Source organism: Blautia massiliensis (ex Durand et al. 2017), from assembly GCF_001487165.1.
In the GTDB taxonomy this organism is placed as follows: domain Bacteria; phylum Bacillota; class Clostridia; order Lachnospirales; family Lachnospiraceae; genus Blautia_A; species Blautia_A fusiformis.
In genome coordinates this window covers 99,784-115,271 of the sequence record NZ_LN913006.1, presented here as the reverse complement: position 1 = coordinate 115,271, position 15,488 = coordinate 99,784, and the positions used below count along the sequence as shown (strand labels likewise).

Here is a 15,488-nt window from a genome sequence, read left to right as displayed (position 1 = left end):
TGAGTTCTCCTTTCTTTTATTTTAGATAAATAGTTTTTATATCAGAAAATCTTTCAAAAAGATTTCTTTCATGAGTTACTATAAAAATTATCCTTTCCCTTCCTAACTCCCAAAGAATCTCTGATAATATTTCCTTTGTTTTCATATCTAAATCAGATGTTGGTTCATCCAAAATCATAATATCTGTATTTTTTAATAATACTGGTAACAGTTGAATTCTTTGCATTTCCCCACCCGATAATTCATGAAATGCTCTATCTAAATAATGCAAAATATTAAATTGATTCGTCAAATATATATTTTCTAAATGATACTGTTTTATCAATATTTCAAGAGCACCTATATCAAAACGTTCTGCTAACATCTCTTTTACCGTTATATCCATTTCATTTTGATTTTGTATATATATAGATATTTTATTTTTTCTCAAGGATTCAATTTCTACTTCTGAAATAGGAATATTATTAAACTCAATGTTTCCCTTCTTTTTAGTGTGTAATAAACCACACAAAAGATATAAAAGGGTTGATTTTCCGCTACCATTCGCTCCCATGATCAGATTAATTCCTTCCATAAATTCTTCATTATAATTTGTTAAAATTTTTTTATTATCATAACTGAATTCTAATCTACTAATTTTAACTCTATTAATCTTTTGATTAACTATTTTTGTTCCGTACTGCTCCTTCTCCAAATTTTTTATTTTTGTAATCCAATCAAAAGAATTTTTTGCATCTTGGTATACTTGCCCAAAGGAAAAGAAAAATTTAATACTCTGTATCAGCATTCCAAAATATGATGAAATTATCAAAAACTCTCCTAATGTTAAGTTTCCAGAAATCATCTCAATACCACCAACTATTAATGCTGTTGATTTAAAAACAAGCGTAATGATACTCTCTAAAGAATTGTAAAAATATGAAAGCTTAGTATACTTCATGAATTCTTCTAAATATTTCCCAAACTCTCTTCTTCTTTTGTTTTCCTTATTTTTATAATCAGCCCATAACTTTATTTTTTTTATAAATTCAAATTGTTCATTAATATGCTTGTAATATGCAGACTGTTCTTCTTTATATCTAGTACTTTGCTCATACAACGGTTTTTTTAAATAATAATAACTAAGTATGTAAGCTGGAACTATGAACATTATAAGTAAAAATATTTTTTTATTTATTTTTCCAATTGCTATTATTACCCCAATTATAGTTAAACTCTGAAATACACTACTTATAATATTATCAAAAACAAAAGACCATATTTTATTTGCATCAATATTGATCTTTTGATGTAAATAAGATGGATTAAATTTACTACTTTCGCTATAGTCGGAATATTGTACACACCTTATAATTTCATTCATTGTTTTAAATACAAGTTGGGACTGAACTTTAGTTTTATAAATATTAAAACAATATGTCAACATCGTAGTTATCACCCCTAGCCCCACTATTAAACAACCAAATTTAATTATTTTTTCTTTACTTGGTGTATATATCACTATATTAAAGTAAAAACCGTTCAAATACGGAACAACTAATGCTAATACAAAAGTCAGGAAATTCCCCATAATTATAAAAATTAAAAGCCTTTTATTTTCACAAAAATTTTTATACACAAACCGTAATAGTTCCATAAATACCTCTTTATCAAAATTTCATATATCATTTCATTATAAATTTTTGTTTTTCCCACATTACCATAGTTCCTATATACTTCCCATATTTTTTGTTTAAAATGCACTTTTTTTTTTCTATTTGGCACATTTACTTCTTATATTTTACTTCAACTTGGCACACTTCTGCGATTGAAGGGTTATCTTACCCATGTTACAATTGATATTGCTTATAGTATTCCTATTTTTTACCGGCACCTTAATTGGTGCTTTTTTTGTACCCGTAAACCTTTCGCTGACAGTAGCCAATACTTACACAGTACGTACAGCGTACTTCCCCTAAAATAAAACGTATTCTGTGCGTACAGTGTAAGTAAAACTTCCTATTTATATAATGAAGGGAGATTACCATGAAAACAAGAAATGAAATCTATCAAGGGGAAGGTGCCCAACTGCTCCGGTTCATTACAACTTACCATTCGCTGCAATATGAACAGGTCTTACGGCTCTTTTCCAAAAACAGAGAGTCTATCAAATCTCTGATCACAAGTCTGGTAAAACAAAAACGCATTATCTATGATAAGGAGAACGGGCTTCTCTGCGACAGCCAGGAATCTGCAAACAATCCTGATTATGGCATGATTGCATCCTTTTGGGTGCTTTTGGACTTCAAAACAGCCATTATGTACCATACTGACGGTGAATTTCCTGTAAAACTGAACTTTTTCTCTAAAGATGAGTGGTATGAAGTCCTCTATGTCCCCCAGGAACAAGAATATCTTATCAATCATGTCATGGAAAGCCAGACAAAAAGCGATGCTAAACGGCTGGTAGTATTAGAAACGGAAGAACAGGCTGCAAAAATCCATATCACAGGTGTGATTGCCTTTTGCCTTGTAGACTCCTCTACCGGATCTGTCAGCTATTATGCAAAGAAATGAGGTATGTATGAACACCAAAACTGTTTTTGACCGTTTACAGAGCATTGATGATGAAGTCCAAAAACTTCACAACACTATTTTTGCATTGAAAACAACAGATATTCAAGCGTATGCCGACAAATACGAAGAGCTGAGTATCAGTGCTGCCCTACGTTCTGAAAGGATTGCCTGCCAGCTCAGAAATCTGGTATATACCACAACTGATACTGGAAAGAAAGACTATCTGAAACAGGCTGCGGCTGTGCAGGGAATCAAAATCTCTTTTTCAAATAGTGTTCTTTCCATTACCATGCCAGGGCTACTGCCCAAACGTAAATTGCGAACCAACACCGCTTTTCTACATGAGCCATTAAACCTTGCCTTGCAGACTTATGTGACAGAACATTCTATTCCGTTATATAAAAGATGTGTGGTCTGTTTCAGTCAAATTTATGACCAGAGCCTTTCTTTACAACGAATACGTGATTACGATAATTTGGAGTTCAAACAGATTTTAGATACTATCGCTTCCTATGTTCTGGTTGATGATACGGGACTCTTTTGCGACTCCTATCACACTACAGAACTGGGGAATTACGATCACACCGTTATCTTTGTAATGAAACCGGAAATCTTTCCTGGCTGGCTGAAAAATAGAAAATCGTCTATCAAAACCATATCGGAAATTTCCTGATATTTTTCTTTCTTTTTCCGATATAGGTAATTTTTCTGCAAAGAAGCCATATTCTTTGCATTTTTTATGCTTAATACCGCCCTTACTTTACCCAAGTATAGGCTGTCATAGGTAAAAATCGAACTGAGGTGATGCTTATTTGATAAAAACCGATTCTATAAAATATCAGCTTTTGGAAATGGTTGGACTATGTGGGGAATTCCCTTCCGGACAGCTTAACAGATTGATTGAGAGTGATTCCTATGCAGAGAAGGTGGTTACAGATTTAAAGCAGAGTAAGCTTATAAGAACACACTATAAAGATGGCCTACGAGGTTATCGCCTTACCAAACGGGCAAAAGAACTGCTGCTTTCGCAAAATTCCTGTCGTTTTCAAAACTATTTAACCGGAAATGCAGAAACCAACCTCATACGTAGCGAATTACCAAGACGGCTGCGACTTCATCAAAAAGCAGAAACCTATTTGACGCTTTCCCATGCTGGAATCCCATTCTTTCCAGATGAAAAGCCCCTGCTTTTTTCTGAATCCGGCGAAGCGGCTACGTTTCCTATGCGAAGCCTTCCTCTGTTTTACTCTTCTAGGGAAATAAAAAATCTTAGAGCATCCACTACTAAAATCAAAAATTCCCGTAGTATGGGAATCCTGATGGCTCCTCACTGTGTCTATGCTGTTTATAATACCGGAAATACACTTCTAAAATGGGAATACAAAACGGAAGTCCGACTCAATGCTTTTTTGCAGCACTATCTTCAAGGACTTCCTTACCATGGCCCGCCTACCGTTTATGCCATCATGACCGGCAGTGATATGGATATGGCTTTCCGTCTCCTTACCAGTACCGGGGGATACAAAAAAACACTGTTCATGCTGGATACTGCGTATGAACACTTCTATTTCCTGCCCAATAACAGCTACGGAGAATACCTGCTCCGTTTATTGGTACAACCCCAGCGTATGATGCAGCTTAATCAGTTACTACTGTCCGACTGTTTTCCCCAGCGTGAGGATCTGCCAATTGAACATGATGGAATAGACAGCCAGGAAAACCCTATTTTGCTTGCGTATGATTTTGACATGCAGCGTATCAACCGCTTCAATACTGGATTAAATGTATATGGGCTATCCGGGAACCTGATTTGCTTTGACTTTCAGCTTCCCTGCCTGAAAAAATACCTGACTGCAGATATACACTTCTCCAGCATTGATTTTCAAAAGTTTAAAAGGAGGTTTTTCAATGAACCGTAAATGGTGGAAGTTCCTGTTTTTGCTTCCCATAAGCGTCTGCACTCTGTATGCCGGAGGATACGCAGCACAATTTATTAAAAACTATCAGGAATGGACTTCTGCCGGAAACTTTGCCGGCAACGGAACCTATCCGCAAGCAGCTTCTTTACACCCATTGGTATGCTTTCATACTGCCCTTACCGATTTCCCATACAATTTGTATGGGATTTTTCTTTGCCTGGTTCTCTTTGGGCTTCTTACTTTTTTACTTATGCGTATGGGATATGACAGAAACGGGGAGATTAGTGACCATGACCGGAACTTAAATTACTCTACAAAAGGAACCTACGGTACATCCGGATTCATGACTCCAGATGAAATGATGAAAGTTTTGGAACTGACCGGAGATGTCAAGAAAAATAAAGGAACCATTTTAGGAAAATTAAATGGCAAAGCCGTATGTCTTCCATATCAAACACGAATGAATAAAAATATCGCCGTGTATGGTGCCAGCGGTTCCATGAAATCCAGGGCATTTGCCAGGAATATGATTTTCCAGTGTGTCGCCAGAGGGCAGGAAGGCAACAACGCTTCCGGGGAAAGTTTAATCATTACCGATCCCAAAAGCGAACTCTATGAAAGCATGTCTGCTTATCTGGAAAATGAGGGCTATGTAGTAAAAGCATTTAATCTGGTCAATCCGGAAAACTCGGATAGTTGGAATTGTCTGGGTGAAATCAATGGACAAGAAACGATGGCTCAGGTATTTGCAGATGTCATTATCCAGAATACAGGTTCCGGAAAAGGAGATCATTTCTGGGATAATGCGGAGATGAACCTGCTAAAAGCCCTGGTTCTCTATGTAGATCAGGGCTTTCCGCCGGAAGCCAGAAATATTGGACAGGTTTATAAGCTGCTGACCATGAGTTCCGAAAAGGAGCTGAACAGTCTTTTTGATCTGCTCCCAGTGTCCCATCCAGCAAAAGTTCCTTACTGCATCTACAAACAAGCCAGTGATACCGTGCGAAGCGGAGTTATTATCGGATTGGGTGCCAGACTTCAGGTATTTCAGAATAAACTCATTCGGCAGATTACCTCTTATGATGAGATTGATCTGACACTTCCAGGGAAACAGAAATGTGCTTACTTTTGCATTACCTCAGACCAGGACAGCACCTTCGATTTTTTATCTTCCCTGTTTATGACCTTCATCTTCATCAAACTGGTCCGTTATGCAGATAAGTATGGAGAAGAAGGAAAACTTCCTGTTGCTGTACATATACTGGCTGATGAGCTTGCCAACACCGGAGCTATCCTGGAACTGAATAAGAAAATCAGTGTAATCCGAAGCCGGAATCTCAGCATTTCCTGCATCTTTCAGAATTTGCCCCAGATGCAGAACCGCTATCCTTATAACCAATGGCAGGAAATCATTGGCAACTGTGATACCCAGCTCTTTTTGGGCTGCACAGATGAAGTTACTGCTACCTTTATCAGCAACCGCAGCGGCGATGTGACCGTAGGGGTAAGCAGCGAAGCCAAGCAGCTCAATAGCTGGCGGGTATCCGACTATACACCGGAATACCGGCAGACAAAATCTATCGGCAAACGAAAACTCTTAACACCAGATGAAATCTTGCGGCTCCCGCTTGATACTGCTTTGGTTATCCTACGTGGGCAAAAAGTCCTAAAAGTAGAAAAGTACGATTATACCCTGCATCCAGATGCCAAAAAGCTGACACCAAGAAAAGCATCGGAACACATACCTGAATGGCGCAAAAATGGGTCTTCGGAAGAAACAGAGTATCGACCACAGCCCTCACCCGGATCAGCCAAAAGGAAACGCCGTTCATCTTCTGCGTCAATAGCAAAACAGAAACCACATTTTACATCCGAACCCGTTTATCAGGAACCTACTCCCGATGATTTTATGGAGGATTTCTTTCAGGAAAATTTTATAGAAGATTCCCCCGACTCTGGCATGGTTCCTTTAGATAAAGATTCCATCATGTCATAACACATTTTGAAAGGAGATAACATTTATGGCAAACGAAACAATGAACCTGAACACCCCTATTTTAACCCTTGACTCCGATACTGTATTAGAAACTGCTCAATCAAAAGCGGATTTAATCTGGCATGACATCCAAAATGCCTATCGTACCCGGAAAATTCTCACCGGCATTCTGGGAGGTATTGAAAAGACCGAAGCCGGCAGCTTAATAGCAATTATTTACTATAAAGATTATCGGGCAGTCATCCCTATCTCGGAAATGATGATCAATCTGATCCAAGATGAAACTCATGATTACGGAGATTTCTCTCTTAGACAGAACAAAGTCCTTAATAACATGCTTGGTAGTGAAATCGACTTTGTAATCAAAGGACTGGATACCAAATCCAGAAGCATCGTTGCCAGCCGGAAAGATGCTATGCTGAAGAAACGTCAGATTTTCTATTTTGATCAGGACTCTTCCGGACAGAATAAAATCCACGAAGACCGTATTGTGCAGGCCAGAGTCATTGCCGTTGCTGAAAAAGTAGTCCGGGCAGAAATCTTTGGTGTAGAAACTTCCATCCTTGCAAGAGATCTGTCTTTTGACTGGCTGGGTGATGCCAGGGAACGATTCCAGGTAGGGGAACATATTCTGGTCCGGATCTTAGCTATCCAGGGAGATTCCCCGGAAACGCTCTCTATCCATGCAGATGTAAAAAGCGTGGAAGGCAACACCAGCAAAGAAAATCTGAAAAATTGTCGGGTACAAGGAAAATATGCCGGTACGGTGGAAGACATCCACAAAGGAACTGTTTTTGTCCGGTTAGAATTGGGTGTCAACGCCATTGCTCACAGTTGCTACGACAGCCGCACCGTTGGGAAGAAAGATAAGGTGTCCTTTGTTGTGACACATATTGATGAAGAACGGAATGTTGCTGTTGGCATCATTACAAGGATTATCAAACAAAATATCTGATTACCAAAAGCAATATGAAAAGGAGCTCACTACATCCATTTCTTATTGCGATACAAGATATTCCATGCTATACTGAGCGAGTATAGCTAATCGAGAAAGAGATGCGGATGCAATTTCGACCAGCCCTCTAGTTTTTAAAGGAGGGTGATGCCCATGAACACAATGGAAGTACTCACATTGCTTTTAGTAGTTTTTGCGGCTCTGACTTACATAGATAATCGACATGATAAGAAATAGCATCCACGATAAACCCTGAGAAAGTTTGATGGATGCTATGTCTTAACATAGAAAAAAATTAAATTTTACTGAGGGCATCAGATCTTGCATCTGATTACCTTTCTTAATTAGATTATACACTGGGGGATATGAGAAATCAAGTCCCCCTTTATTATTGTTATTGTCATTACTTAAACTAAATCGACAAATAATATGTTGATAAATATTTTTCTACAGCCCCCTCATTCTCATTTGACCATCATTTAACAGATTTCACATCTAATTCATGGCTATACATTAGTACTTGGTTCTCATTCTGATTCTTCTTTCAAATTTAGTCAGAGCAGACATTTTTAACGACTATTATTTCTATTCAAAAACAGTCACAGATATCTAAACATCAATAAAATATCTGCGACTGTCTTAGAGATATATTTCATTTCAGTTCATACGTTCTAACTTTTTCATTCATGCAGCCATACAAACAGCGAATCTTCTCTCATTATCTCGTCATATATGATTTCCGCCATTTTCTCTTCTGGTGCAGATAGGTTATCTGCACCTAATTTCCTCCCTATTTCATTGTTATGTAAATCCATTTTTTTGTGCTCATCTTTTGTATATCCATCGCTTTCGTTTCCAGTAGTATCTTTATCTTCATGTGCTGTCGCAAAAAGCTCTGCTTTTTCACTTCCTATCAAAACTGTCATTTCGGCATTCCATATTCCGTGTCTAAATGCGTCACTCCTGTCACCCAAACCATTTTTTCCGAATTTTCTTTCGGTTTGTTTAGTGGCAATTTCCTTTGCTTTATTGACTTTTAGTGCATCAAACGGATATCGAATCACTAATTTTTTCTCAGAAGAAGTAAGTGCGTTCCAAATGTCTATGACGCCATCTTTCTTAATAGCATGAATCTGATCCATAAAATCACTTATCTGCTGTTCACTCCATTCCGGATGTTTTGACTTAACATCTAAAATTTGCTTAACGATATCCTCAAACTCATTAGTTTCATCAATTATAAAACCTCTAGAACTCATACTTTCATTTGAAGCAGCATAAACTGAAATGGGAAGTGATGCACTAATCAGTACGCTCACCCCAATAACTATCTCTTTCTTCTTCATCTGTAATACCTCCCCATACAATGGCTTTTCATATCATAATTTAATTCCTATCTGTCATTGAATACTCTCAAAATACCATCCCTTTTTCTTCATCAAATCCAAATGTGTTCCCTGTTCAATGATGCTTCCCCTGTTCAATACATAGATATAATCCGTATCTCGAATAGAGGAAAGTCTATGAGTAATGATAATTTGCGTTTTATTGGTAGACCTTAGGTTATCATAAATTTTCTTTTCTGTAAGCTGATCCAGATTACTGGTAGCTTCATCAAAAATAACTACCTCCGTATCGCTAAGCAGAGCTCTTGCTATGGCAATACGCTGTTTTTGACCACCTGAAATATTTTGTCCTCCTTCTCCAACAAGTGTATCCAATCCCAACGGCATACTTAAAACTTCCTCTTTTAATGCTACAATGTCTAGTACCTTCCATATTTTCTCATCCGGAGCATCACCTATAATATCAATATTCTTTCTTATACTTGCATTTAAGCACATAGGATTTTGAGTAACTACTGAAAACCATTTATAAATCTGTTCCTTCGACATTGATCTGATATCATAATTATTTATCTCAATACATCCTTGATTAATATCCACGGCACCCAGTATGGCTTTTATCAAGGTTGATTTTCCACTACCCGATAAACCAACAATAGCAATTCTCTCGCCTCGCCTAAGATCAAGAGAAACATTATTCAATGCGTATGCCTGCCCACTATTGTAGCAATATGAAACCGAACTTATTTTTAAATTTTCAAATTTTCCAGGTACAAGAACTCCCGTATGATAATTTTCTCTAAAAATCATTAGTTCCTTATAACGTAAAAGCACTTCTTTAATACTATTGATACTCGGTAACAACAATACAACGGTAGTAAAAGGTGCTGTAAAATATCCCACTAAGGTTGCATAGGCTATAAGTTGTCCTATCGTTAACCCTCCTTGCTTCACACTATAACTTCCAATCACGTAAATCATTAAAGGGAAAATCAAGTTTAAGGTTGAGGAAAAACTATTCATCAAATTACTAATTCGAGTTTTTCCCTTGAATCTTTCTATTAACTTACTATAAGAATTTTGTAAATTTGATTTAACTGCATTATCCATCCCCATACATTTTATTTCCATTATATTCTCCAGAGTATCTATCAGTTCTCCCTGTATTGTACTCTGTGAGTATATATACTCTTTCGTCTTTATGAGATTTTTACCATTTAATAAAATCATTATGGCGATCTGTATAATAGAAACAACTAGAACAAATGCAGTCAAATATGGAGATATACTGGTCATAACAGCTAAACATACCAAGGATGTAATCCCTTGGATTATAATGTTTATAAATCCATTGGTAAGAATGTCGTTCAACTGATTTATACTATTGAAACGGTTCCCTATGTCACCTGCGGAATGCCATTCAAAAAAACTTACATCCAAACGGAAAATTTTATGAATCATATTAGAAATCATTGTTTTAAAAAGTTTCATGTTAATATTCAATAAAATTTTCTGTCTTAGTAAGCTCAATACAAAATGGGCACACATAATCAGAAGAACTAAAAGTGTAATTTTCCATATATGAATTGTAATATGGGCAGAAGATAAACTATCTATTACTTTTTGCACAACCATTGGAACAGCTAATGTAATAAGTTGACACATAAGCATCAACATAATTGCAATCATAAATTGAGAGAATTTTACCTCTATTTTAAATTTGGTTTTTTTTATTTTCTTAATATTTCTACTTGGAATAACGGATACAAGAATATCCTTGTATCCGTTTTTTAATTCTAAAAAATCGACAACTCTTTTTCCATTTGCTGGATCAAACAGAATATATTTTCCTTTCTTCTTAGTTTTATCAACTACCACATAGTGGGAATCATTACACAAAATGGCTGGAAGATACTCTATTAAGTTTTTTTCTTCATGATTATACTGGTATGCAGCAAATTTAAATCCATACTTTTCTGCTAATTCTTTCATTTGAGCTAAGGTCATACCGTCTCTGCCAATCTGAATCTCTGCCCCTATGTCCACGATATCACTTTTACACCCGTAATAATTAAGAATCATTGTCAGACATGCTATGCCACAATCCATGCTTCCTAGCTGTGAAACATAATGCACTTTTTTTTGAAACATCAAGTTCCTCCCTTTGTTAAATATTACTTAGCAATTACGCTCCTAAATCTCCAGAGCCAAAATGCATGGTAATTCTGGGTACAAATCTCTTAATAGAGAGTATCCCATTCCTGAGATTCCTGTCATAAATCCTGGTATCTTATACCCATGCAAATAAGACCTTGCACAATCGTAATTTTCATTTATAATATCCATAGCAATTTGTGTTCTCGCAGACAACATCATATGTCTTACTTCTTCATCATTACATTCTTTTGAATATTCAAGTAATATTTCTGTATTCCCCAAATTCCCATGACATAGACAGTCATTATCTGTAAATCCATACATTTTTGTCGCAAATAGTGCACGTTCAATATCACATTGTACTGTTATATAATCACTACTGTCTTTAACCAGGTTATACATCTTACTTCTTGCCAATAAAATCCCTGGTGCCCCATGACACCATGCTGCCATGCATCTATTATCAGAGTTTTCTTCTTTTTTTGCCTCCTCCCGATTGTCTAACCAATTATTATATTTATCAGAATACATGGTATTTTCATATATTAATCCAGAGTGTATTGCCTTTTGATATTCAATATGAAATTGCTCATTATTTAACTTTGTAAGAGCATAAATTATACCTGTAATTCCATGTGACAGCCCAGATAAGCTCTGCCCGTTTCCGCAGCACCACTTACCCTTATTCTGATTTTTTATAAGAATGTTCCCTGCTTCGCACGCCAATTGCAAATATATATCCTTTTGAGCTAAGTGATAAAGATTAAGAAGAACAATAACGGCACCTGCATTACCATAAATCAGATCATTATTTTCATCTGCTTTCAATGCATACTCTAAAATTTTGCAATGTTTTTCTGCATATTCTAAATATTTTTGTTTTCCTGTTATCTTATATAAAACTTCGTATACATATATAACAGAAGCTTCCCCCGCATAAGCACCGCTACTTTCCTTTTCTAAATCCGTGGATCGTTCCAACATATCATCGGTATATTGAAACATCATGGTCTCAAATGCTTTGCAGGCTGCTGACAAATCCACATCAAAATCTGATTGCTGTAGTGCATTATAAAAAAGGGCAATTCCTCCTAATCCTTCATATAAATAAACCCCTAATGGTTGGATATTCCAAGAAGAATTTTCAGAATTTCCAATAGATGTTATTCCTATCCAATTTATATCCTGCCCATCATCACCATAAAAAGCTTTTTGCTCTAATGTATGTAAAATTTTTAATATGGCATTTTTTTTATATTCCTTTTGTCCATGTTCATTATCGCTTCTACTTATACAAAGTTCATTTATATCTTTTTTAGGTTTCTCAACTTTTACATCATTCAAATCTGTTAAAATTATTTTTATAAATCTAATCTGTTCTTCTCTATCTTTCTTGCCCATAGAACAGATCTTATTTCTAAGATGTTGAATACTAGACTCAGCAAAATAGTTCTTCACCACTTCCCCTTCTGATCCATAAAGATCTTCTTTTGAAGTATTGCTATAAAAATATGGAATATCCATATTCAGCATATCCTTTATTTCCAGTTTTGCAATTTCCATATTCCCTTGCATCTGTTCCACATTTTTTAACACTGCACACAAAAATAGTTGCCTATCTTTCGCATCTTGAAGAAAATCCGGATTGTATGATGTGTGCAATAGCATGGAATACCGCTGAGTATCTTGGACTAAATGCCTAACTTCAATATTTTCAAATATCGAAACATAGTTTAATATAAGCTTCTTATTGTCCAAACAAAATGTATATGCGTCAAAAAAACCTTCGCATATCTCATCTATATACTGATTAGGTTCTTTTACCTTTTCCCCCAGTCTCAGTAAATTATTACTAGCTTGAGTAATAGGTCTTTCATATTCATAATGCATATTTGATGTCCCAGCATTTTTTAATCTTGGAATCAGTATTGGATATTGCTCTCCCTCTTGGCCATTAAGAGCACTCATATTTATACCTTTTCCATTTTTAGTGTATTTATAAAAAGGCAGTACTCCAGAATACAACACTGATTCATGTATCTTATCGTAAATTTTTTCTCTACCTGATTTTTTCTTTTTGTCCCTTTTATTATCTAAGACAGTCTCGGCATCTACAACAACCGGATATCCCCCATTAGCAATAAGATTTTCAGTATGTATATCATTGACATTTAATATATAATTGCAAAAAACAAGCACTCCTATCCGATAATAATAATTCCTGACTTCAGCCTCACTGTTACAAGGAAGATTAACTACAAATTCTTCCCATCCATAGTCCCCACAATCTAAAATCAAAAATTGCTTAAAGTCCTTTTTACAATTGGAAGAAATAAACTCCAAAAATGACTGATATGCTTTCTCCACCTTCAGTCCGTGTGGTTTATAAACTATTTTTCTTCCATCTTGAAACTGAATTAAAAAAACACTATTTCCTTTCTTATGTGAATCTGAACCACTCGTTCTTATGTTTTTTACTTCAGTCCAGCCCTTTTTCCCACCAAATTTATCTTCTAAAAGTAAAGTATCCTTTTCCATTCTTTCCTGCAATAATATATAATTATTTGCCAAATTTTCCATTAATTCTATCAGCATTCTTTTAAGACCTGGATATATGGAAAATAATTCTTTTATATACTTATCATTACCAAGAAATCTCTGATTATAGTCTTTATATTCTTCTGCTTCATCATTTCCTCTAAGTTCTCCTTGTTCTTTTGCTAAATACATTTCAAAAATAAGAGTGCTTAAAGAAACATCTAAAATCCTTTCCGCTAAATTTTTCAAAAAACAGTCCTGAACTACTTTAACAATATATCCTTTTCTACTCTTTCTTTCTAAAACCCGTTTCCCATATCCCAGAAACCTGAGAACAAATTGATCAAATAATACTTTTGTTCCTTTTTTAGTCAAATAGGATATAGCCTTCTCATTACACATATCAGAATATTCCTGATTTAACGTTGCAAAGCTAATATATTTATGATTTAACGAATACTCTGAAAATAATATCTGCTCTATAGAAACCCCATAAGCCTTATCTATTAATTCAATAACATCTTTACCTAAAATGTTATTCCAATATTCTAATATTTGAGTATCTTTGATTGGAACATCCTTATAATAATTTCTTTCATAAAAATAGGAATTATTGTCACAATTATTTTTATCCATAATAATCTCCTCCATTACGTAAAAAATTTTGAATTTGCATATGATATCTATGCATAGAAGCCAAACCTATTCATTCAGTAGTCATCATACCTGTGGTTTCATACCACTCTCATAAACTAACAGCAAACAAACATAATTGTTCCCCAGTTACATTCTTTTGTTGATGTACAGAACTGAGAGCCATCGGAAACTCTTGGTTCACCAGCACCTGCGGAAAAATTGTTTAAATCCGCCTCTTTAATTTCCTTCATTACATTTCCTGCCGGATTCATAAAATTTTCTGGTCTTGTCATTGGATTTCTATAATTTTTCTTCATAAGGCACGCTCCTAACTGCTTCTTGCATAGATACCATATGTAAATTCAAAATGTCTATATCTATACGATTTAATTTTTCACAAAATACTGCAGGAATACAGAACCCTTCAGGTTCATCCTAAGATATTTATTTTTTCATTTCTCATTTCCTTAAAAGGTTCTGTTAAGTTCACTTGACTAGCAGTATGTATTTTCTCTTCTCCTTCCTTACAAACATATATTAAAATTGTTTATGATTATGATTACGGACAACATTTCTTTACATTCAATCCACCATTTTTTACCACCCTTTCCGTCTTGTTTGTTTTACCTTTACTTTTCTTTTTGATTTCATATAAACATTCTTTTTGGTTCTGTTTAGCATTTGAAACAATAGTATGGAAACCACCAAAACCCCAATTATAGACATCGCCGCAGGAGGAATTTTATATGTTATTCCATATTCGCTTCCGCATTTAGGATCAACAAGTATCATTGCAGCCTTGATTGGAAACCAATTAAGCATACTTCCTTCCATTGTTGCAAAATATCCGTAGATGAATGCAACGGCAACTCCCAGCAATGATTTTCCTTCTGCAAAAGCACAAACAATAATAATGGGAAGTACTGATATATACACCAATATGTCAGATACAATAATCTGAGCGGCTGACATCAGCATCATATGAATATTCATTCCAGAAAATCCTAAAAAAGCATTAAAACATATTGACAAAAGAGCGTTAAAAATACTAAATACTATAGTTAAAAATAAAAGCAGCCAAAATTTAGCAATAAGTAACTTTTTATATGAAATAGGTACTGTTAAAATAGATTTTAATGTATCATCTGTTGTTTCTCTGGAAATAATGTACACAGCGACTAATGTAATAATAATCGGGAAAAATAATGTACAATTACTAATAATTACCTGCTGTATAAAATACTGAAAATCCCATACTTTATTTGTGCTTGCAGTTGAATAAAAGCAACTCATTAACACAGATAGCGACATCATAACTAATCCAGCTTTTACAACTGAATATCTTTTAATTTTTAATAACTCTGTTGATATAATATTTCCCATTT

Annotated in this window: 11 protein-coding genes; 5 read left to right on the top strand and 6 right to left on the bottom strand. The window is 35.1% G+C overall.

The genetic code is table 11. The features are described 5' to 3' along the window. Nucleotides 1-16: 16 nt before the first annotated feature. Nucleotides 17-1,636 carry an ATP-binding cassette domain-containing protein gene (locus BN3261_RS01515; protein WP_059085306.1) on the bottom strand — a complete coding sequence of 540 codons (1,620 nt, stop codon included), beginning with the start codon at nucleotides 1,634-1,636 and terminating at the stop codon, nucleotides 17-19. Nucleotides 1,637-2,025: 389 nt separating this feature from the next. Between BN3261_RS01515 and BN3261_RS01510 the strand changes: the two genes are divergently transcribed. The 5 genes from BN3261_RS01510 to BN3261_RS01490 all read left to right on the top strand — a co-directional run bounded on the left by BN3261_RS01510 (nucleotide 2,026) and on the right by BN3261_RS01490 (nucleotide 7,426). Next, the gene (locus BN3261_RS01510; RefSeq protein WP_015526863.1) at nucleotides 2,026-2,556 is read left to right on the top strand and encodes a DUF5697 family protein; all 531 of its coding nucleotides are present in this window, start codon (nucleotides 2,026-2,028) and stop codon (nucleotides 2,554-2,556) included. Nucleotides 2,557-2,563: 7 nt separating this feature from the next. Then, the gene (locus BN3261_RS01505; RefSeq protein ID WP_015526862.1) at nucleotides 2,564-3,229 is read left to right on the top strand and encodes a DUF6100 family protein; all 666 of its coding nucleotides are present in this window, start codon (nucleotides 2,564-2,566) and stop codon (nucleotides 3,227-3,229) included. A gap of 178 nt (nucleotides 3,230-3,407) precedes the next feature. Continuing rightward, a complete protein-coding gene (locus tag BN3261_RS01500) occupies nucleotides 3,408-4,475 on the top strand; it encodes a hypothetical protein (protein ID WP_059086835.1) in 1,068 nt (355 codons plus the stop codon). Then, nucleotides 4,465-6,471: a VirD4-like conjugal transfer protein, CD1115 family gene (locus BN3261_RS01495; RefSeq protein WP_025579348.1), complete on the top strand. Its 2,007-nt coding sequence runs from the start codon at nucleotides 4,465-4,467 to the stop codon at nucleotides 6,469-6,471. The genes BN3261_RS01500 and BN3261_RS01495 overlap by 11 nt, the downstream gene beginning before the upstream one ends. 25 nt (nucleotides 6,472-6,496) lie before the next feature. Continuing rightward, nucleotides 6,497-7,426 carry a hypothetical protein gene (locus BN3261_RS01490; RefSeq protein WP_059085305.1) on the top strand — a complete coding sequence of 310 codons (930 nt, stop codon included), beginning with the start codon at nucleotides 6,497-6,499 and terminating at the stop codon, nucleotides 7,424-7,426. 680 nt (nucleotides 7,427-8,106) lie between these two features. On the opposite strand, the gene BN3261_RS01485 is transcribed toward BN3261_RS01490, so the two are convergent. The 5 genes from BN3261_RS01485 to BN3261_RS01465 form a co-directional block, all read right to left on the bottom strand. Next, nucleotides 8,107-8,772, bottom strand: a complete 666-nt coding sequence (locus BN3261_RS01485; RefSeq protein WP_025580954.1) for a DUF6973 domain-containing protein — start codon at nucleotides 8,770-8,772, stop codon at nucleotides 8,107-8,109. Nucleotides 8,773-8,826: 54 nt separating this feature from the next. After that, nucleotides 8,827-10,923: a peptidase domain-containing ABC transporter gene (locus BN3261_RS01480; RefSeq protein ID WP_025580955.1), complete on the bottom strand. Its 2,097-nt coding sequence runs from the start codon at nucleotides 10,921-10,923 to the stop codon at nucleotides 8,827-8,829. 42 nt (nucleotides 10,924-10,965) lie between these two features. Beyond that, nucleotides 10,966-14,103, bottom strand: a complete 3,138-nt coding sequence (locus BN3261_RS01475) for a type 2 lanthipeptide synthetase LanM family protein (RefSeq protein WP_025580956.1) — start codon at nucleotides 14,101-14,103, stop codon at nucleotides 10,966-10,968. 116 nt (nucleotides 14,104-14,219) lie between these two features. Then, complete coding sequence (locus BN3261_RS01470; RefSeq protein WP_025580957.1) at nucleotides 14,220-14,420, bottom strand: plantaricin C family lantibiotic; 201 nt, start codon at nucleotides 14,418-14,420, stop codon at nucleotides 14,220-14,222. Nucleotides 14,421-14,700: 280 nt separating this feature from the next. Continuing rightward, nucleotides 14,701-15,486 (bottom strand): ABC transporter permease, encoded by a 786-nt coding sequence (locus tag BN3261_RS01465; protein ID WP_025580958.1) that lies wholly within the window; start codon nucleotides 15,484-15,486, stop codon nucleotides 14,701-14,703. Nucleotides 15,487-15,488: the final 2 nt, after the last annotated feature.